Source organism: Geitlerinema sp. PCC 7407, assembly GCF_000317045.1.
Classification (GTDB): domain Bacteria; phylum Cyanobacteriota; class Cyanobacteriia; order PCC-7407; family PCC-7407; genus PCC-7407.
On sequence record NC_019703.1, the window covers coordinates 4089747 to 4108026 of the forward strand.

Here is an 18280-nt window from a genome sequence, read left to right on the forward strand (position 1 = left end):
GGAATCGCCTGATATGAAACGCCAATACACGGGTCTCACGGACGTGGGGCTCCTTCGGTCGGTCAATCAAGATGCATATTATGTTGACCCCGAAGGCCGCTTTTTTATCGTGGCGGACGGCATGGGGGGGCATGCAGGGGGCCAAGAGGCCAGTCAGCTGGCCACGGACACGATCAGAGAGTATCTGATCGATCGCTGGACCTCCGAGGACTCCACGCCTGTTCTGCTAGAGCAGGCATTTCTCAAGGCAAATCAGGCCATTTTGCAGGATCAGCAAGCCCATCCTGAGCGGGCCGACATGGGGACAACCGCCGTGGTCGTGGCCCTGCGAGAAGAGCCGTTTTGCGCTCACATCGGCGACTCGCGGCTCTACCGACTGCGGGGGGCCAAGCTCGAGCAGCTCACCGAAGATCACACTTGGGTCGCCCGCGCTCTGCGCCTCGGCTCCATTTCGGCCGACCAGGCCCGCACCCACCCCATGCGCCACGTCCTCTCCCAGTGCCTGGGCCGAGAAGACATGGAGCACATCGATATCCATGCCTTTGACTGTCAGCCGAGCGATCGCCTCCTGCTGTGCAGCGACGGCCTGACAGAGGAGCTGTCGGATCACATGATCGCCTCCAACCTCAAGTCCATTCGCGCGAGCGAGATGGCCGCTGACGCCCTCGTGAAGGCAGCCAAGGAGCGCGGTGGCCGGGATAACATCACCGTCATCGTGATTATGTTTGATCCCGCGTACACGGATTGACGCTTCGCCAAGTCTTTGAATTTTATTCAGCATCGGCGCAATCACGTTTTGTGCCTAGGTCCGGCCAAACGGAGGGCGATCTGCCCCTGAGCGATCGCGGCGATTTCGTTCAGACTGAGCATTTTCACTTAGTACAACTTGCTAAAAAGGGTCCAAGCTGAAGCTGCTCTAAGGCCCAAAGTTGCTGATTTCCAGACATGGCTCTCTCACAAGAGAGAGGACAGCAAAGCCAAACTCTGCCTCCGGGAACGCTGTGATCCCCTCCCAGGACCGGGGCCGCGATCGCCTCTCAGTGGCTACCATAGCTAGCAAGTCCCAAAAATGTAGTCTAGAGCTACATATTTATTTTTTCTTTAGTCTCTAGAACATTTTTGGTGAACTTTGTCAAACTTTTGTTATTATTTGTAATACTGGACACCGAAAGATTGGTGATCCCGTCATACAAAGGGTACGTAAGGGGGAATTTCAGGCCCTTTTTTGGGAAATCTGAAGTCTATTAGTTGAAATCAGCTAGTACAAGCCCCTTCGTCCTAGCAAAGCCCCTTCAGGCCTGCTAGTACAGCCGGACCCTACTATTTCTGAATCCCTTGTGGGAGGTTTCTATGGACCCCAACACCTTTGAACTCACGCTCGAGCAGCAGTTCCAAATGCGACTCATGGAAGAGTCGGCCCAGCGTATGAGCTACGAGCAAGCCCAAGAGCTTCTAGTTCAAGCAACCCGTCTTCTGATGATGAAAGAAAACATCATCAAAAGCTTGATTCGCAAAGCGCCTCCTAGCATCGAGGAATTTGCGGCTTAGCGAGATTTGCCCATATCCCAGTGACTCTACAGGAGCCAAACGTCATGGATAACAACACTTTCGACCTCAGCCTCGAACAACAGTTTGAAATGCAGCGCGTCCGCACTGATGCCCAAAGCATGAGCCACGATCAGGTGTTAGAAAACTTGCTAGAAGTTTCTCGACTCATCATGCTCAAGGACAATTTAATCCGCGATTTGATGCGTCGCTCTGCCAGCTAATGGCGCGGTTCGAGTCGGCGATCTCTATCTCTTGCTTTGTTCCCAACGGGGAAAGAAGCTGGGGGTACAGGGACGTCCACTCCGCGACCTCTAGTCTGCTTGATAAGCCCTTGGTGACTGAGTTTCACCTTCTCAAGACGTCTCTATTTCTAACGACAAGCTTTAACTTTTTGATTGATCGCTGGGTCAATGTTCCTTGCAAGTTTGGCTGATGATCAGCTCGTTGACGCGATCGCCCTCAAGTTTTTCCCAAAATCTATTGCTCCGGACTCCAGCAGCCCATGAGTCCCCAGCATCGGTCTAAATTCTAGACCCACTAAGATATTTCTGATTTTTTGGATTCCTTCGATCTTCCTTGCTACGTTCTGCCGGGACAGCGGTGCCTCCACTGTTCAGCAAGCGATCCCATAAGTCCCTCGACCCCGTTAGACTGCAAGACGACGCTACTCGTGGCTTAGGAAATAGCGATGGACATTGTTGCTTGTTTGCATACGGCTTTGCTGGTGCGCGACCTTGCCCAGGCTGAGCGCTTCTACGGCGAAGTACTCGGCCTGCAAAAAGTCGATCGCGGCCTGAAGTATCCCGGCGCTTGGTACCAGGTCGGTCCGCACCAAATTCACCTAATTCAGGACACCACCGCGCCGCCAGCCCTCCACAATCGCGACCAGTGGGGTCGCAATCCTCATGTTGCATTTGGGGTGCGCGACCTAGCGGCAATCCAGGCAGAGCTGACAGATCAGGGCTACCCTTGCCAGCGCAGTGCCTCCGGGCGATCGGCTCTTTTCACGCAGGATCCCGATGGCAACGTGATCGAAATTAGCGAGATTCCGGGGACGCTTTGAGGGCGATCGCCCGGTTTCGCGGAGCTGGCCGGGGTTCCAGCACGTCCAAACAGGTTTGCGATCCCAAAGTTTTTATCAAAGCCTTTGCAAATCGGGTCATTTTGTAACTTTTAATACAGAAATTTTTGGTATATTAGCCATAGGAAACGAATTCCTCACATCACCCTTCAGCTTCCGCAAGGAGCACCACTATGTCTGCCCAAGACCAAGCACGCGCCCTCATGATGCGTCATCATCAAATGATCAAGAATCGTCAGCAATGCCTGCTGGGTCGGAGCGCTGTTGAAGTGGGGATCCCGATTGATGAGGCGGCTCAGCACTGGACCCATATTCAGGGCAAGCCCAGCGCTAGCTTTGGCGCTACCTACGATCGCAGCCACGCCAGCTTCAGCTAGGCTCTTTGGCTTCTGCGAAAGGCGCGAAACTCGCTTTTGCGATACTATTCTGCGATTTCTTGATTCCTGAGCCATCTTTCTCTTCATGCCGATGGCTCGACTGTGCGTTTTTCCATTCGTGTTGTTGGCTTATGCAAAAGGGCATCTCCTAGCAGGAGATGCCCTTTTATTTGTGGGCAATCTGCGTCAAGACTAATTGCCTGATCCGGGGGGCGATCGCTAGTTGGATACTTCTGCCAACTCGATCACGCGGTTGTCGATGTCTTTGACCAAGAAGTTTAGGGGCTGCTCCCGGCGAATTTTGTGCTTGATGCCGCGGGTTTGAACCCGCATCAGAACTAGTTCCAGACAGTCGCGATCGAAGCAAACGTGGCGCTGGCGGCTCTTTTGGCCCATGCTCGCCCCGGAGATGACGTGAAGCTGCGTGTTTTTCTTGATCTGGTACCACAGGCCGTCGGTGCTGGTGTTGAGGCCGGTCGCGACGGGCGCTCCGAGGGAGGGCGAAATGTAGAGCGGGTCCATGGCCGAAGCGCTGAGGGTCTGCTCGTAGTTGTAGTAGTAGTGCAGGGGGACGTCAGCGACGGGCAGGTTCAGCAGGCCTTCATAAAATTGTCGCGCGACCTCGAGGTCCGACACCATGACCGTGTGGACTTTGGGGGCGCTGGTCAAAAACATCCACATGGCACCGGCATAGGCCACCAGCAGCAAAATCATGATGCCCTGGGTGGACAGCAGGCTGTCGAGGGGAAGAGACGGTAAAAATGCGCCGATAAATAACGAGTTCATCGATGACACAACAGATGGAACGACTAGGGCCATGGGGGCTCTGAGGGGTCTGCACGCGACTGGAATGCATCACCGGGGTGAGGCAGACGGTAACTTCATTGTATCCAATCGGGTTCGGTCCTTTGGACGGGGGCGATCGCTCTCAAGTTTCGGGGGCGATCGCCTAGGTGGGGGCTACTTCTGTATAGAGCAATACAATCTAGCCCCAAGGGTGATGACGCGGGCTAGGGAATCTCGATAATAGAGATAGGGAAAATTATGCTTTGCCTTTCAGATAGCCCAGGAGGCTAGAAAGCCTAGCCTCCTGGGCAGGGAATGTGTCAAAAAGAGTAGTCTTCAACACATTGGAATCAGAATTTTGTAGGCTGGAGTTTGGAATGGTACCGATTTTTTTCGGGATCATCACAGAACCCAGGCAAGGGCTGCTAATGACTAGTGGTCAGAGCCGATCACTCCTGCGTCTGATGCCCTGTCCTTGCAATGTCATTTTCTCTATCTCTCTCGTCTCCATTTAGATGTTGGGGTTCGTGGGCGGATGCAAGGTTTATTTACCAACCCCGATCGCGAGCGTCGTGCCTTGGATTTAGTCCATTCTTCGCGCGTGACTCAGCGGCGAGATCAGGCTCCCTTCGAACCCCTGACTCGTTTGGCAACTCAGCTATGTCAAGCAGCGATCGCAACCATTGAGTTTCCACCTGCTGCCGACGGACGGTCGGCGGCAGTTCCCGCAGCGCCGACTGATGCAGGGGGGGCGATCGCACCGATGGCGGCCCGCCCGATCCAGGCTGCTGATACAGCGGGCTACTCTTTGCCAGAGGAGGCGCTCAACCAGCCGTGGTTTGTGGCTGAGGTGCCGCTGGTGAGTCCTGAGGGGGACTTGCTCGGGCAGCTCTGTCTGTTCAATGCCCATCCCTACACGCTCACGATCGAGCAAGTTCAGGCTCTAGAGCTCGTAGCAGCTCAGATTGTCTTACAGCTGCGGCTTCAGCACCAGGTTGCGTCCCTAGAGGCCAATCTCGATCAGCGCCAGCAGCAGATTTATCATCTCCAAGAGGCGCATCAGCAGCTCCAAACCGCGATGAATTTGCTGGAGCGGCGCAACCGCCAAGGGCAGCTACTGAGCCGGTTGAGCCAGGTGCTGCACGATTTTCTGTCGTTGCAGGAGGCTCAGGAGACCTTGGCGCGCTTTATTGCGCCGCTGTTTCCGGAGGAGTCAGGAGCGATCGCCATCGTCAATCTCGATGGCAGTCTCCACTGGATCGCTCAGTGGGGCGATCCACCTATCTTCACGGAGTCGGGGGCGATCGCAGACTACTGGCAGTGGCTCCAGAGCCGGACCCGAGCCCAAGAGTCGGTGCGCGAAACATTGGTGTGCGAGGGAGATCACGCTCACCAGCAGCCAGCCCAGTACGGCTGCTTTCCCCTGCTCCATCGCGGCGAAATGGTTGGCCTGCTATGCGTAACTTTTTCTACCTGGGATAAAGCCAGCATACGCAACCAGAAGCGTCTGGCGTTCACGACGTCGGGCTACCTGGCTACGGGGCTGGCCAATCTGCAGCAGCGCGAGCAGCTGCACCAGCAGAGCATCCAGGATCCGCTGACGGGGCTTTTTAACCGTCGCTATATGACCAAGGCGCTGCACCAAACGCTCCAGCGCGCCTGCCAGAGCAATACGTCCGTGGCCCTAGTGATGCTGGACATCGACCACTTCAAGCGCTTCAACGACTCCTTTGGGCATCCCGCTGGGGATATGGTGCTGCGGGACTTTAGTCTGTTTGTCAAAGGGGCTGTGCGGGGGTCGGACTTGGCCTGTCGCTACGGCGGCGAAGAGTTTACGCTGATCTTGCCGGGGGTGACCCTGGAGGTGGCGCGGCAGCGGGCAGACAAGCTGCGGCGGGGCATCAAATATCTGAATATGCAGTACCAAGGGCAATCTTTGGGCGTGGTGACGCTGTCGGCAGGGGTGGCGGTTTTTCCGCTCCACGGCATGACGGCGGAGGCGCTGATCTGTGCGGCGGACCAGGCCCTCTACCAGGCCAAGGCCAACGGGCGCGATCGCGTGGAGGTGGCGATCGCCTTGCCTGAGCAGTGGTCCCCGAGCCCTTAGGCGATCGCCCTCCCGCGCCAGAAGAGTTGGCGGGTTCCCCATTGATCCAAATTGATCCAATATATTCATTCACGGGGAGAGCGGATATAGTGGGCTAAAGATTGCTGACATGCCTGTCTGCGCTTCCCTGTCCTGGGTAGTACCAGAAATCCTGTGCACATTCCCAAGTTTCCCGAATGCAACCATCCCTTGATCCAGTCGCTGTTTCGCCACAGCGACCAGGATCTCGTGACGTTGTTTCAGCGTCATCCCGAAGAGGGCAAGTACTTCACGGGGATTTTTTGTCGCTACAGCCCGGTGGTGTACTCCCTGATTTCCCACACGGCGCGATCGCCTGCCCAAGCCGACTATCTCTTCGCGACGACTTGGCGGCACATCTACTATGAGCTGCGAGGGCTAGATTTTGTGGCCCTGGGCGTGCGGCCAGAGGATTTTAATTTGCAAAACTGGCTGATCAATCTGACGGCCATCTGCATTAATCGGGCCGAGCTGCCGCCGGTGGAGTCGATTCACTATTCCCTAGAGGCAACGCCGCCGCCCCTGTGGTGCTATGTGGAGCAGGCCCTCGATCAGCTGCCTGCGGTGATGCGGCTGATGATCGTGATGGCCCAGACCTTCCGCTGGAGCGAAACGCGGATTTCTGCCTACCTGCAAGCGGAGGGTGAGCACATTTCCCCGGCTGAGGTGCGGGGACGGCTCCAGGAAGGCTACCAGCAGCTGGAAGCGGCGCTGCCGCCGGATATTCGCGAGATTTATTTGCACGAGACGGGCGATCGCTTGCAGGGCTCGTCTTGGGAATTTTCGACGGCTGCACCGCCCCAGGAATAATTACCCCTGGCGATCGCAGCACCCGCAGGACAGATGTAGCCCCATTGCGGGAATATTGGGTGTGGAGGGGTTGGCCCAGGAGGAAACAGGATGAACCAATGGAGTCGATACGCAGCGTGGCTGGCCGTGGTGCCGCTGGTGGTAGGTGGCGGGAGTCCCAGAGCGATCGCCGCTGACTTGACCAATCAGCTCAATGTGCCTGCCTACAATAACGGCACCAGCGGCGAGGTGCGAGACACCGCCGACAGTCTGGTGCGGATCGGAGTCCTGCAAGCAGACAAGGGCTCCCTCGACAAGGCCATCGAAGTGTGGCAGCAGGCTGTGGAGCTGTATCACGCCATTGGCGACGGCCAGGCGCTGGGGCGGACCTACGATCGCATTGGTCTGGCCTACGGCGAGCTGCGCAAGTACCAAGAAGCCGAAGACGCGCTGCGACGCCGACTGGCGATCGCCCGCGACAACCAAGACTTTCGGGGCCAAGTGTACGGCCTGAACAACGTCGGCACGATCATGCTCCAGCGGGGCAACCTGCGCGAAGCGCGGCCAGCCTTCCAAGAAGCCATGGAGATCGCCCAGAGCATTCGCCACCTGGAAGGCGAGGGGCTCTCCCTGAGCAATCTGGGTCTGGTGGAGGCGGGGCTGGGCAACCACGCCCAAGCGGTGAAGCTCTACGAAGAGGCGCTGACCCTGCGTCGCCAAGCCGCCGATCCCTCGGGCGAAGCGACGACTTATAACAATCTAGGCGACGCCTACCGGGCTCTCGGCCAGTATCGGGACACCATCCGGTCCTACGGGGTGGGCCTGCGCCTGGCGCGGGTCAGCCGCGATCGCCGCAACCAGTACCACGCCATCGATGGCCTTGTGGAAACCTACCGCCGCTTTGGGCCGACCAGTCGCGCTGTTGACCTACTCGAGGAGCGCCTAGAGCTTTCGCGAGCCCTCGAAAACTCGCGCCAAGAGTTTCGCACCCTCAAAACCTTTGCGGAGTTCTATCAAGAGCAGGGCAACACGGCCGCCGCGATTAGCTTTTATCAGCGGGCCATTCCCCTGGCGCGGACTCTCGGCTTTAGCCAAGAAGAAGCCCTGATGGCCAGCGAGCTGAACCTGCTCACGGTGAATGCAGGCGCTCGCCGGTAGACCCAGATCGCGCTTCGCACCCTGGGAAAAATGCCCCCCAAAGCTAAACGAGGGAGCGATCGCGCGATCGCTCCCTCGTTAAGAATGGTTCGGTTTCCCGAGGCCCATTCCAGCGCTGTAGTGACAGTGGGCCAAAAAATAGTTTCAGTTCTTTGCTCCTAGGTCCGACCTAGGGCCGTCGAGAGTTGCAAGACAAGTCTCAGTTGGTAGGAAGCATCAAAGCGAAACCCAAGCAGCCCAGTCCCTAGAGCAAATCTGGTAACCGGGACAGAGATCGCCGGAGTGGACTGAAGGCGCTCCAGAGGGCTGCGCTAGTTGAGGTAGACTTGCCCTGCCTCATTCACAGTCAAAACATTTTTGTCGCGATCGAGGTCCGTCGTCTCATCGAAGGTCACCTCGAGCTGGGACCGGGTTTCTGCTGGTACGAGGGTCACGCTCAACAAACCGCTGTCCTGGCGCTGGAAGGTCAGGGTTGTCGGCACGTCCAGGCCCCGCAGAGTCACCGATGATTCACCGGCCAGCAGCCGGGTATCTGTCTCGCCCACCGCCTGGTAGACCACGGTGGCGCCGGTTTCATTAATCAAGACGAGGTTCACCTGCTCGTCTGTCGGGGCGATCGCCGCGCTGGAGGCCTGCCGAGTTTCGGGCAGCGGTATCGAGGCTTGGCCCGGGCTGGGGGTCAAGGCGTGGGCTACCGCGATGACAGGCACTGCGGCGATCGCCACCAAAAGGCCGCTGGCAAAGGCCGTCGTGGACCGTTGACGAAAAAGGGGTTGTAGGCGCATATTCTTTACCTCCTACCAAGACCTGCCGTCGAGGATGATTCCTCGACTCAGGCCAGAGTTACTAAGCTTCAGCCAAACTGGGTAAATCCCAAGGCCGTATTATCCAGATTTTGGATAAAAGTTTTGAAATTTTTGGAAAAACCGACGGTTTTATCTTTTTCCGTCGTTACTACCCACCTTAGCGCTGCTTATCACCCTGGGGCATCTGCAAAGAGAGGCATTTCGCCAGCGATCGCCTCCTATCTGCGAGGTATCTCTCGCGAAGGAGCGATCGCCTTGCGCCGGCCTGCCGCTTCAGCCGCCCGTCCCATCCACAGCCCAGCGGAACCCGCGTTTCGCCGTGCTTGATCAGGCCACTGGCAAGGGCGCAAACACTTTTAGGCCGTCGGGGATGCATTCGATCTCGACCGGCGTCGTGCCAATAATTTCGCCATCTACCACCACCTTTTGGGGCGGCGTCGTGGTCACCGTCAGCCGAGGCGCCCGCAGGTGAACCACGTCGGGCCGGTTGGGGGCTGCCTTCACCAGTCCCGCCCCCAGCAGGCTAAACATCGCCTGCACCGCCTGAATTCGGGTATTGGAGGTGCTAATGGTGACATCCAGCAAGCCGTCGTGGGCCAAGACTTCTCCCGAGCCCTGGGCCAAAATCGACGTCGGCGGCGCCGCGTTGGCAATGGTGACCGCCCCCGCCTCGAACTCGTTCACGACGCCCTCCACCTCGATATAGGTCGTAAATAGCTCGTGTTCGTTGAGCTGCTGAATGCCCGCCAGGATGTAGGCGAGGGTGCCCAGGCGGTTTTTGACCTCGCGATTGGCGCGATCGACTGTTTCTGCTTCAAAGCCAATGCCCGCCAGCAAAATCATCGGCAACCCGTTGCAGCGAGCCGCGTCCACGATCCGCGTGGTGCCCGAGAGAATCAGCTCGCAGGCGGCCTGAACATTGGTGGGAATATTCAGCGCCACCGAAAAGGCGTTGGCGGTGCCGCGGGGAATGATGCCCAGGGGAATGCCGGTGTTGATCAGCGCTCCGGCCACCGCCGAGACCGTGCCGTCACCTCCCGAAGCGATGACCAAGTCAGCCTGAGCGGCGATCGCCTGCTGCGCATAGTCCGCCGGATCGACCTCCGGCTCAGTGATGCAGACCTCTAGCTGGATCTGGGGCTCCAGGAGCTTCTGGATTTGCATCAGCTCCTGATTGGGGTTGCCCTGGCCCGCCACCGGATTGAAGATGAGGTAGCCGATCTTGACCTTGATCAGGGAGAACAACACAGCTTCGGCAGTGGCCAAGTTGGTGGCGAGGGGAACGTTGTGGACTTCGCAAATGCGCAGCAGCGCCCGAATGTCCGGCTCGTGGGGCTGGGCGTAGAGCGGATCGAGGAAGAAAACCACGGCGACGACATTGCGCGTGGCCACCAAGGCAGCAATTTGCGCATCGCCTCCCATGGGCCCCGATAGCAGACAGTCTACGGCTAGGCCCGTGCCTTCCTGGATGCGCTGGCCGGTGGTGCCGGTGGCAACGACTTTGTAGCGAGCCAGCAGCGGAGCATGGCGCTTAGCGAAGGCAACCATGTCATCTTTCTTGCGATCGTGGGCAATCAGGGCAATGGTAGGCATGGCGATACCGCAGCGTGGAGGGCCGAGAGGTTTGCGAGTCAAGAATTCTCGTTGTTTAAAAGTTTAGACGCGAGGGGTAGGGCCGTTACCAGTCAGCATCCCCAGAGGGCGATCGCCCTGGCACAATGGCCTTAACCCTCGGTGTGGCCCTTCCTCTGTGTCTTGTCAGGAAGGGTCCAGCGTGAGCGAGCAAAAGTGCACCTGCGGAGACGCCCCATGACCCTAGAAGCGCCCACCTCGTCGACCAGCGATCGCCTGCCGGGAGCCGCCGCCGTCGCCCAGTGGCGATCGCGCTCCGGTCCCTGGCTAGACGTCCTGGCCCAGCGCGTTGTCACCGCCGATCCGCGCAGTGAAATAGCGGTTTGCGCGCCCTGGACCGGGGAGCACCTGGGCAGCGTCCCGGCCTGCACCTCGGAGGATGTGGCCCTGGCCGTGGGCCAAGCGCGTCTGGCTCAGCAGGCGTGGGCAGACCGGCCCGTGGGCGATCGCCGCCGCGTCCTGCTGAACTATCACCGCCTGACCCTCGATCGCCAAGACACTCTGCTGGATCTGGTCCAAGTCGAGAGCGGCAAGGCCCGCCTGAGCGCCTTTGAAGAAGTGCTGGATGTGGCCGTCAACAGCCGCTATTACGGGATTCACGGGCCGAAATTTTTGCGCGATCGCTCCCATTTGGGCGCGCTGCCTTTTTTCACGGCCACCCGCGAAGTGCGCCAGCCCGTGGGCGTGGTGGGCATCATCGCGCCCTGGAACTATCCGCTGACTATGGCTATTTCGGACGCGCTGCCAGCCCTGATGGCCGGGAACGCGGTGATTCTCAAGCCCGCCACCGAGACGCCCTTTAGCGCGATCGCCGCCGTCGCCCTGCTGGAAGAAGCAGGCCTGCCGCCCCATGTGTGCCAGATCGTTACGGGGCGCGGCAGCGAGCTGGGGACACCGATCCTAGACAGCGTTGACTCTGTTTGCTTCACGGGCAGCTCCGAGACCGGGCGGGCGATCGCGCAGCAGGCAGGCGATCGCCTGCTGCCGTGCTCCCTGGAGCTCGGCGGCAAAAATCCCATGATTGTCCTGGCCGATGCCGACCTCGATCGCGCCGTCGAGGGAGCGGCCCGCGCCTGCTTTGGCAACGCTGGCCAGCTCTGCATGTCCATCGAGCGCATCTACATTCAGCGTCCCCTCTACGATCGCTTTGTCGAGGCCCTGGTGGCCCACACCCAGCAGCTCACTTTGGGCGCGGCTCTGGACTACGGCCCCGCCATCGGCTCGCTGATTTCCCCAGCCCACCAGGCCAAGGTCCATCGCCTAGTCGAAGCGGCGATCGCCCAAGGTGCCCAGTGTCTGAGCGGCGGTCGCCCCCGACCCGATCTCGGGCCTTGTTTCTACGAGCCCACCCTGCTGAGCCAGGTCACCCCTGCCATGGCCCTCAGCGACACCGAAGTCTTTGGTCCCGTGGTCGCCCTCTATCCCTTCGACGATCCGGCAGAGGCGATTCGGGCCGCCAACGCCTCGCCCTACGGCCTCAACGCCAGCCTGTGGACTCGCAACCTCCGCCTGGGTCGCCAGCTAGCCAGCCAGATTCAGTGCGGCTCCGTCAATCTCAACGAGGGCTACATCGCGACCTGGGGCTCCGTTGCGGCCCCCCTGGGCGGCCACAAAGCGTCGGGGCTGGGGGTCCGCCACGGCCAAACGGGCCTGCTGCGCTACACCCGCAGCCAGACCGTCGCCACTCAGCGCGGCGTCGCGATCGCCCCTAGCTTCGGCCTCTCGCCCCAGCAGTACGCCCACCTGATGACCCTGGCTCTGCGCCTGCTGCGCCATCTCCCCGGCCTGCGCTAGTCGGGGCGATCGAATCGCAACTCGGACTTCTACACTGGAGACAGGGTGGGCGATCGCTCACCCTTGTTGTTTTCCAAGGCAAACGCTCTAAACCGCTATGAATCCAGTCGCCGAGGCGGCCGCCGCGCTCGATAACGAACTCTCCAAACGCTTCATTGCCCTCGATCCCGGTGGCTACCTCCTCATCTACCTCGATCGCGAGGCCGGCCAGATTTGCGCCAAGCACTTCACCAACGTCATCGACGACAAAGGCCTCGCCCTCGACCCCGAAACCGGCAAGCCCATCCCGGTGCGCGGCAAAGTCGAGCGCACCCACACCACCATCTATCGCGGCAGGACCGCCAAAGAGCTCTGCATCGAGCTGTTTGAAAAAAACTCAGACTGCCCCATCACGCGTCTTGATCACGCCGCCTACCTCGGGCGCGAATTTCTCCGGGCCGAAATTGCCCTGCTCAGCGGCGCTGAATATATTCAAGATTGAGCACTCATTGGGCATCATCTGCCTTAACCAGCCCTTTGCCTGACGCTGCTAGGGTCTGAAAACGGCGATCGCCCCTTGCCCCCGCCGCTCCAGCCCCCGGAGCGCGATCGCCCCTAGGACGCTTTTCCCCGGTACTCTCCCTGCTATGGCCTCCAAAAAAACCTCGACTCCCCCCGCCAAAAACCCAGATCTCGACCTGCGCAGCCCCGAATACTACTTCAATCGCGAGCTGAGCTGGCTCCAATTCAACAACCGCGTCTTGCACGAGGCCATCGATCCCCGGACTCCCCTGCTGGAGCGGCTCAAGTTCATGGCCATCTTCAGCTCCAACCTCGACGAAGTCTTCATGGTGCGGGTCGCCGGCCTCAAGCAGCAGGTCGAGGCCAAGGTCGAAAAGCGTACCCCCGACGGCCGCAGTCCCCAGCAGCAGCTCAACGACATCTGCGCCACCTTGAGGCCCATGGTCACCCAGCAGCACCGCCATTTTGAGCAGGCGCTGCGCCTCCAGCTCGCCTCCAAAGGCATTCACCTGCTCGAGTACGTCGACCTCAACCAAGAGCAGCGAGTCTACCTGCAAAAGTACTTCGAAGAGCAAATCTTCCCAGTCCTCACGCCCCTGGCCGTCGACCCGAGCCACCCCTTCCCCTACATCTCCAACCTCAGCCTCAACCTCGCCGTCGTCATCAAAGACGCCCAAACCGAAGAAGAGCACTTCGCCCGGGTCAAAGTCCCCAGCGTCCTGCCCCGCTTTGTGGAGCTGCCCGAAGATCTGCGGCTGCGGCGGCGCGGCAAGCCCAGCATCTGGACCGGCGTCGCCCTCGAGCAGGTGATCGCCCACAACCTGGAGTTTTTGTTTCCAGGCATGAATATTCAGGAGTACTATCCCTTCCGGATCACGCGCAACGCCGATCTGGACGTCGAAGAAGACGAGGCAGACGACCTGCTGCTGGCGATCGAGCAAGAGCTGCGCAAGCGCCGGATCGGCGGCTCCGTGGTGCGGATGGAGCTCCAGTCCAGCATGCCGGAAGCCGTGCGCGAGGTGCTGATGCGCGAAATGACCCTCGAGGACCGCGACGTCTATGAAGTTGAGGGACTCCTGGGCTTGGGCGATCTGATGCAGTTTATGGCCCTGCCGCTCCCGGAGCTCAAGGATTCCCATTGGTCTCCCGTGGTGCCAGCCCGCCTGCGTCGCCTGAGCGATCGCCCCTCCGAAACCTCAGATCTCGACGACACCGAAGACTTCTTCAGCATCATCCGCAGACAAGACGTTCTGCTGCACCACCCCTACCACTCCTTTTCGGCTACGGTGCAGCGCTTCATCACCCACGCGGCCCACGATCCCGACGTGCTGGCCATCAAGATGACCCTGTACCGCACCTCCGGGGACTCGCCCATCGTCAACTCCCTGATTGCCGCTGCCGAGAACGGCAAACAGGTCGCTGTCCTAGTCGAGCTTAAGGCCCGCTTTGACGAAGAAAACAACATCAACTGGGCGCGAGCGCTCGAGCGGGCCGGCGTGCACGTGGTTTATGGCCTGGTAGGACTCAAGACCCATACCAAAACCACCATGGTCGTCCGCCGCGAAGAAGGCCGGATTCGCCGCTATGTCCACATCGGCACCGGCAACTACAACCCCAAAACCGCTCGTCTCTACACCGATCTCGGCCTGCTGAGCTGCCGGGAGGACCTAGGGGCCGATTTGACGGACCTCTTTAATTACCTGACGGGCTATTCGCGGCAGCAGTCCTATCGCGAGCTCCTAGTCGCCCCCGTGAACCTGCGCGACAAGATGCTGGAGCTGATCCGGCGCGAAACGGAGCACGCGAAACAGGGCCGCCAAGGCCGAATTGTGGCCAAGATGAATGCCTTGGTCGATCCGGCCATTATTGCGGCGCTCTACGAAGCGTCTCAGGCGGGCGTGCGCATCGACCTGATTATTCGCGGCATCTGCTGCCTGCGCCCCGGCATCAAGGACGTCAGCGAAAATATCCGGGTGATCAGCATTATTGGCCGCTTTCTAGAGCACTCGCGGGTCTACTACTTCCACAATGGCGGCGAGGAAGAAATCTACATCGGCAGCGCAGACTGGATGCCGCGCAATCTCGATCGGCGGGTGGAGGCCGTGGTCCCCATTCGCGACCCAGACATCCAAAAAGACCTTCAGGAGATTTTGGGGGTGATGCTGGCGGACAATCGCCAAGCCTGGGAACTCCGCCCGGACGGCTCCTACAGCCAGCGCCACCCGGGGGCAAACTGCCCAGAGCAAGCCTCCCAGGTCATGCTGATGGAGATGGCCCTCTCCTAAGGAACTAGGGAATCGAGCGATCGCTCCGACAAGGGCGAAAGCCAACCAAAACAAAATCCTCCGATTTTCAGAGCTGCACGCTCGAGATCGGAGGATTTTGGCATGATCAATTGGGCGATCGCCCGAAAGCTGGAGCCAGCGCGCTTTAGCTTGCGTTTTTTAGGTCGGGAAAGGTCCGCTCAAACTCTTCCATCAGGTCGTCGATTTCTTCGAGGGCCTGGTTGACGTCGATGCGCAGGGTGCCAAGATTGGGCTGCTCTAGCAGTCTCAACAAAGCTTCCCGCTTGGACTGGATGAGGGTAATGCGTTCGCGCAGGGTCTGGGTGTCCATAGATTGATTTCTTTAAAAAGCGCCTGAAATGGTCCTTGTTCCAGGATAGACAATCTGGGCGATCGCCCTTCGATTTCTCCCTGGTTCTCAGGCCGCCTCCCTATCGCTAGCGCAGAAACGGCGGGCGCTTGAGATCAGTTGGCTTATTCTTCATCACCTCAGTGATGAACCGCTTCAGGGCTTTTTCGCGGTTTTTCATAAAGGCCGTCCAGAAGCCGGGCTGAAACTCGTCCATGGTCTTCGCCAATGCCCAAACATCAACCGCCAAGATGTTGTAGAGCATTTCATCTTCTCGTTTGAGAGAATTAATTTGCTCTAGCAAAACATTTTTGGCCACAGCGCTCTGTTTCTCGTCCTTGATCATATGTTGCAGATCCTATGAGCGTTGGAATCGTTGGCTAGGCAGCCATTACCGTCAATGGAGGCCCGGAGGCGATCGCTGGGACAGCGCTCCTCAGAGGGATGTTCCCGGGGCAATGGAGCTGGCGCTAAGTCGATAAATCCCGCTGGCGGGGGCAGTCAAACTGGGTCAGAACAGTCCAGAAGTCAGAGCGTGAAGGGAAATTGATGCCTCGAATCCTAGCGACAAAGCTGGGGGAACAGCGCGATCGCAAGGCATCCGTCGACCATCCGTGGAGCTGCATCCCTCAAATCATCAGCTGCAATGCAACCTGAGACAATACACAAGCCTGGCAACGTTGCCTTATCCACCGTCCTCTTCACAAAAGACGATAATGGATATTTGCTGACAAACAGCCACCATACCTAATAAACATGTTACGCCAAACTTCTCTAGGTACCCTAGGCCTCAGTGTCGGGGGTGTTCTAACCATTACCGGTTTTGTTGCTTATTTCACGGGCAACGCCACCTTAAATCTGGCTGGTTTTTTCTACGGAATCCCTCTGCTGCTGGGGGGTCTAGCGCTCAAAGCTGCCGAAATCAAGCCGGTTCCCTACTCCCAAGAGCCCTCCGCCGAAGCCCTCAAGCTCCGAGAGCAGCAGGCCACAAAAATTCAAAATCAGCTTCGTAAAGATGTAATGCGCTACCGGTTTGGCCAGCCGGTGCACCTCGACAGCTCTCTGGAAAATCTGGGCCTCAGTCCCTCAGACGAGGAGTGCCCGGTGCTGAAGGGACTACGGGAAGAGGTGGTGGACGGAGCCTATGCGCTGGTTTTGGAATTCGACTCTGAGCACATCCCCCTGAGCACCTGGCAGGAGAAGGAGGAGCGGATTGGCAAGTTTTTTGGGCCTGGGATCCGAGCAGAGGTCGTCTCAGCCGGTCCCGACGAGGTCCATGTGTCGCTCATTACGCTACCCGAGGCGATCGCCGTCTCGTAGCGATCGCCACATCGTAGGCGTCTCCCAGGCCCGCTAGGCCTTCTCGAGCCGCACCACATACCATTGCAGAAATTGGCCCGGTCCCAAGTCGAAGTCGCACGCGGTTTCGAGGAGGTGCCGGGCTTGTTCGTCGAGGGTTGAGTACTTGCGCAGCTCGCGGGGCAGGTCATCCCCCTGGGCCGCCAGCACCGATCGCAGCTTTTCGAGCAGCTCAGCCTCCGTCAGGATGACCTCTGGCTGGTTGGTCTCCAGGACAACATAGGCATCGTCATTTTGAAACATGATCGAGTCGGGCATTAGGCATTGCCTCCCAAGGGCGCTGATACCACTGTGAACCAAGGGGCGATCGCCTGACAACACCCTAGATCCTCAAGTCCGGGCGATCGCCCTCCCGCCGCGGAACCTGGCCTGACCCCCCACAGTCCTAACCCCAGACCTCGAATTCATTTCTTTTGGCTCACGCGCCAGACTTTGCCATCCCCTTTTCGGGTGACCTCGGCCCTATTTTTAGCTGGATTTCTATTACAAAACGGGACAGTTTCAAAACTGGCAACCTAGTAAATCAAAGCCTTATTTCTAATCGCTACTGTAGATTCATCGAACGCCCAACACTCAATACGTTTTCCGTCTTCCTTGTAGTTCATGACTCTATCAACAAATGTGTGACAGTCTGGAAAGAGACCACTTTCAAACCCAATTCTCCATCACCTTCTACACAATAGAGTCATGAAGCAGACGAGGAGCAGAAAGACCAAAGATTCCCGAACAGACCCCTTGCCTCCTTCCTAGTCCAAAGTCCCAAATCTACGGCCCAGAACTTTCAACAGCCAAAGACCGCAGACCCATCTCCAAAAGGCTTTTGACTTCTCAGAACTCTTCGGAGAACCGGACAAATTCCTCTCAAAGTTCCTCACACTTTCTCATCTTGGACTTCGCTAATCCTCCAACAAAAATCGGGAACTTTCTCTCTCTCCTTACGGTCTTAAATCTCACGAACGCGCAGAAGCAAACCTCTCATTTTCGGTGTGAATTAGCCATGAAACTCTCTCTGAAATCCGTCGCAGCCCTTTCTCTTCTTTCCGCTCTGATCGCTCCCGCATTCTTGGCTGGCAGCGCCTCCGCAAAGCCCGCAGGCATGGATAGAAATTATGTTGGTGCTGGTCTTGCAGCCGGTGTCACCAACGGCGGTCAAGACGGAGATGCAGCCAACCTCGGCGGCAACATCCAAGGTCGTTTCGAAGTTCCTAATGCTCCTGTTTCCGTCCGCGGCGCTATTCTCTTCAGCGATGACACCAGCGCCATCATGCCCATCATTTCCTACGACGTCCCGGTGACCAACAACGCCAACGTTTACGCCGGTGTCGGCTACTCCTTCGTGGAAGCCAATGGTGAACCGAGCCCCCTCGGCAACGATGATTCTGTGGTCCTGACCACGGGTGTAGAGGCGGGTGTTACCAAGGACATCGTGGTGTACGGCGACGCGAAGTGGGGCATCAACGCCTACGAAGATAGCGAAGCAGATGCTCTGAGCTTCCAGCTAGGTGCTGGCTATCGCTTCTAAGAGTCGTCTTTCCTCTGATTCACACCCTTGGGAGGTGAGTCAGGACACCTGAGTTCCACAAGCCCTCTCTAACTGAACGGTCTACACAGCGCCTCCAGACATGGTCTGGGGGCGTTTTTTTGCTCCTTGGGGGGCGATCGCCGTCAATTCCAGCTAGGCCCTAGAGAA

The 18280-nt window shown here is 58.5% G+C and carries 19 protein-coding genes; 13 read left to right on the forward strand and 6 right to left on the reverse strand.

The window, feature by feature from the left end:
- Positions 1-13 precede the first annotated feature (13 nt).
- From GEI7407_RS16640 to GEI7407_RS16660, 5 genes are all read left to right on the forward strand, one after another.
- Positions 14-748 (forward strand): Stp1/IreP family PP2C-type Ser/Thr phosphatase, encoded by a 735-nt coding sequence (locus GEI7407_RS16640; RefSeq protein WP_015173368.1) that lies wholly within the window; start codon positions 14-16, stop codon positions 746-748.
- A 602-nt stretch (positions 749-1350) separates the two neighbouring features.
- The gene (locus tag GEI7407_RS16645) at positions 1351-1548 is read left to right on the forward strand and encodes an NblA/ycf18 family protein (protein WP_015173369.1); all 198 of its coding nucleotides are present in this window, start codon (positions 1351-1353) and stop codon (positions 1546-1548) included.
- Between the two features lie 44 nt (positions 1549-1592).
- A complete protein-coding gene (locus tag GEI7407_RS16650) occupies positions 1593-1769 on the forward strand; it encodes an NblA/ycf18 family protein (protein ID WP_015173370.1) in 177 nt (58 codons plus the stop codon).
- Positions 1770-2236: 467 nt separating this feature from the next.
- Complete coding sequence (locus tag GEI7407_RS16655) at positions 2237-2611, forward strand: VOC family protein (protein WP_015173372.1); 375 nt, start codon at positions 2237-2239, stop codon at positions 2609-2611.
- 191 nt (positions 2612-2802) lie between these two features.
- Complete coding sequence (locus GEI7407_RS16660; RefSeq protein WP_015173373.1) at positions 2803-3006, forward strand: hypothetical protein; 204 nt, start codon at positions 2803-2805, stop codon at positions 3004-3006.
- A 219-nt stretch (positions 3007-3225) separates the two neighbouring features.
- Here the strand turns inward: GEI7407_RS16660 and GEI7407_RS16665 are convergent, their stop codons facing one another.
- Positions 3226-3825, reverse strand: a complete 600-nt coding sequence (locus GEI7407_RS16665; RefSeq protein ID WP_015173374.1) for a hypothetical protein — start codon at positions 3823-3825, stop codon at positions 3226-3228.
- Between the two features lie 502 nt (positions 3826-4327).
- On the opposite strand from GEI7407_RS16665, the gene GEI7407_RS16670 reads away from it, so the two are divergent.
- From GEI7407_RS16670 to GEI7407_RS16680, 3 genes are all read left to right on the forward strand, one after another.
- Positions 4328-5899, forward strand: a complete 1572-nt coding sequence (locus GEI7407_RS16670; RefSeq protein WP_015173376.1) for a diguanylate cyclase — start codon at positions 4328-4330, stop codon at positions 5897-5899.
- Positions 5900-6052: 153 nt separating this feature from the next.
- Positions 6053-6727 carry an RNA polymerase sigma factor gene (locus GEI7407_RS16675; protein WP_015173377.1) on the forward strand — a complete coding sequence of 225 codons (675 nt, stop codon included), beginning with the start codon at positions 6053-6055 and terminating at the stop codon, positions 6725-6727.
- Between the two features lie 90 nt (positions 6728-6817).
- The gene (locus tag GEI7407_RS16680) at positions 6818-7864 is read left to right on the forward strand and encodes a tetratricopeptide repeat protein (protein ID WP_015173378.1); all 1047 of its coding nucleotides are present in this window, start codon (positions 6818-6820) and stop codon (positions 7862-7864) included.
- Positions 7865-8175: 311 nt separating this feature from the next.
- Here GEI7407_RS16680 and GEI7407_RS16685 read toward each other — a convergent pair whose 3' ends face one another.
- Both GEI7407_RS16685 and mgsA read right to left on the reverse strand, forming a co-directional pair.
- Positions 8176-8649 carry a hypothetical protein gene (locus GEI7407_RS16685; protein WP_015173379.1) on the reverse strand — a complete coding sequence of 158 codons (474 nt, stop codon included), beginning with the start codon at positions 8647-8649 and terminating at the stop codon, positions 8176-8178.
- Between the two features lie 348 nt (positions 8650-8997).
- A complete protein-coding gene (gene mgsA / locus GEI7407_RS16690; protein WP_015173380.1) occupies positions 8998-10263 on the reverse strand; it encodes a methylglyoxal synthase in 1266 nt (421 codons plus the stop codon).
- Between the two features lie 216 nt (positions 10264-10479).
- On the opposite strand from mgsA, the gene GEI7407_RS16695 reads away from it, so the two are divergent.
- The 3 genes from GEI7407_RS16695 to ppk1 all read left to right on the forward strand — a co-directional run bounded on the left by GEI7407_RS16695 (position 10480) and on the right by ppk1 (position 14882).
- On the forward strand, positions 10480-12096 hold the full coding sequence (locus tag GEI7407_RS16695; RefSeq protein ID WP_015173381.1) for a succinic semialdehyde dehydrogenase: 1617 nt from the start codon (positions 10480-10482) through the stop codon (positions 12094-12096).
- Positions 12097-12193: 97 nt separating this feature from the next.
- Positions 12194-12577, forward strand: coding sequence for a DUF4346 domain-containing protein (locus tag GEI7407_RS16700; RefSeq protein WP_015173382.1), 384 nt, complete (start codon positions 12194-12196; stop codon positions 12575-12577).
- A 145-nt stretch (positions 12578-12722) separates the two neighbouring features.
- A complete protein-coding gene (gene ppk1 / locus GEI7407_RS16705; RefSeq protein WP_015173383.1) occupies positions 12723-14882 on the forward strand; it encodes a polyphosphate kinase 1 in 2160 nt (719 codons plus the stop codon).
- A 145-nt stretch (positions 14883-15027) separates the two neighbouring features.
- Here ppk1 and GEI7407_RS16710 read toward each other — a convergent pair whose 3' ends face one another.
- Together GEI7407_RS16710 and GEI7407_RS16715 are read right to left on the reverse strand one after the other, a co-directional pair.
- A complete protein-coding gene (locus tag GEI7407_RS16710) occupies positions 15028-15213 on the reverse strand; it encodes a hypothetical protein (protein WP_015173384.1) in 186 nt (61 codons plus the stop codon).
- A gap of 106 nt (positions 15214-15319) precedes the next feature.
- The gene (locus tag GEI7407_RS16715) at positions 15320-15577 is read right to left on the reverse strand and encodes a hypothetical protein (protein WP_015173385.1); all 258 of its coding nucleotides are present in this window, start codon (positions 15575-15577) and stop codon (positions 15320-15322) included.
- A 410-nt stretch (positions 15578-15987) separates the two neighbouring features.
- On the opposite strand from GEI7407_RS16715, the gene GEI7407_RS16720 reads away from it, so the two are divergent.
- Positions 15988-16551 carry a DUF2854 domain-containing protein gene (locus GEI7407_RS16720; RefSeq protein ID WP_015173386.1) on the forward strand — a complete coding sequence of 188 codons (564 nt, stop codon included), beginning with the start codon at positions 15988-15990 and terminating at the stop codon, positions 16549-16551.
- A gap of 33 nt (positions 16552-16584) precedes the next feature.
- Here the strand turns inward: GEI7407_RS16720 and GEI7407_RS16725 are convergent, their stop codons facing one another.
- Positions 16585-16848 carry a chlororespiratory reduction protein 7 gene (locus GEI7407_RS16725; RefSeq protein ID WP_015173387.1) on the reverse strand — a complete coding sequence of 88 codons (264 nt, stop codon included), beginning with the start codon at positions 16846-16848 and terminating at the stop codon, positions 16585-16587.
- Positions 16849-17587: 739 nt separating this feature from the next.
- Between GEI7407_RS16725 and GEI7407_RS16730 the strand changes: the two genes are divergently transcribed.
- Complete coding sequence (locus tag GEI7407_RS16730) at positions 17588-18112, forward strand: outer membrane beta-barrel protein (protein WP_015173388.1); 525 nt, start codon at positions 17588-17590, stop codon at positions 18110-18112.
- The last annotated feature ends 168 nt before the right edge of the window (positions 18113-18280 follow it).

What these genes read in the sequence shown, in the direction of transcription:
- GEI7407_RS16730 (WP_015173388.1), top strand. Translation starts at nt 17,588, where the DNA reads ATGAAACTCTCTCTGAAATCCGTCGCAGCCCTTTCTCTTCTTTCCGCT.
- GEI7407_RS16685 (WP_015173379.1), bottom strand. Translation starts at nt 8,649, where the DNA reads ATGCGCCTACAACCCCTTTTTCGTCAACGGTCCACGACGGCCTTTGCC.
- GEI7407_RS16650 (WP_015173370.1), top strand. Translation starts at nt 1,593, where the DNA reads ATGGATAACAACACTTTCGACCTCAGCCTCGAACAACAGTTTGAAATG.
- GEI7407_RS16680 (WP_015173378.1), top strand. Translation starts at nt 6,818, where the DNA reads ATGAACCAATGGAGTCGATACGCAGCGTGGCTGGCCGTGGTGCCGCTG.
- GEI7407_RS16665 (WP_015173374.1), bottom strand. Translation starts at nt 3,825, where the DNA reads ATGGCCCTAGTCGTTCCATCTGTTGTGTCATCGATGAACTCGTTATTT.
- GEI7407_RS16655 (WP_015173372.1), top strand. Translation starts at nt 2,237, where the DNA reads ATGGACATTGTTGCTTGTTTGCATACGGCTTTGCTGGTGCGCGACCTT.
- GEI7407_RS16700 (WP_015173382.1), top strand. Translation starts at nt 12,194, where the DNA reads ATGAATCCAGTCGCCGAGGCGGCCGCCGCGCTCGATAACGAACTCTCC.
- GEI7407_RS16660 (WP_015173373.1), top strand. Translation starts at nt 2,803, where the DNA reads ATGTCTGCCCAAGACCAAGCACGCGCCCTCATGATGCGTCATCATCAA.
- GEI7407_RS16645 (WP_015173369.1), top strand. Translation starts at nt 1,351, where the DNA reads ATGGACCCCAACACCTTTGAACTCACGCTCGAGCAGCAGTTCCAAATG.
- GEI7407_RS16720 (WP_015173386.1), top strand. Translation starts at nt 15,988, where the DNA reads ATGTTACGCCAAACTTCTCTAGGTACCCTAGGCCTCAGTGTCGGGGGT.
- mgsA (WP_015173380.1), bottom strand. Translation starts at nt 10,263, where the DNA reads ATGCCTACCATTGCCCTGATTGCCCACGATCGCAAGAAAGATGACATG.
- GEI7407_RS16695 (WP_015173381.1), top strand. Translation starts at nt 10,480, where the DNA reads ATGACCCTAGAAGCGCCCACCTCGTCGACCAGCGATCGCCTGCCGGGA.
- GEI7407_RS16640 (WP_015173368.1), top strand. Translation starts at nt 14, where the DNA reads ATGAAACGCCAATACACGGGTCTCACGGACGTGGGGCTCCTTCGGTCG.
- GEI7407_RS16670 (WP_015173376.1), top strand. Translation starts at nt 4,328, where the DNA reads ATGCAAGGTTTATTTACCAACCCCGATCGCGAGCGTCGTGCCTTGGAT.
- GEI7407_RS16710 (WP_015173384.1), bottom strand. Translation starts at nt 15,213, where the DNA reads ATGGACACCCAGACCCTGCGCGAACGCATTACCCTCATCCAGTCCAAG.
- GEI7407_RS16715 (WP_015173385.1), bottom strand. Translation starts at nt 15,577, where the DNA reads ATGATCAAGGACGAGAAACAGAGCGCTGTGGCCAAAAATGTTTTGCTA.
- ppk1 (WP_015173383.1), top strand. Translation starts at nt 12,723, where the DNA reads ATGGCCTCCAAAAAAACCTCGACTCCCCCCGCCAAAAACCCAGATCTC.
- GEI7407_RS16725 (WP_015173387.1), bottom strand. Translation starts at nt 16,848, where the DNA reads ATGCCCGACTCGATCATGTTTCAAAATGACGATGCCTATGTTGTCCTG.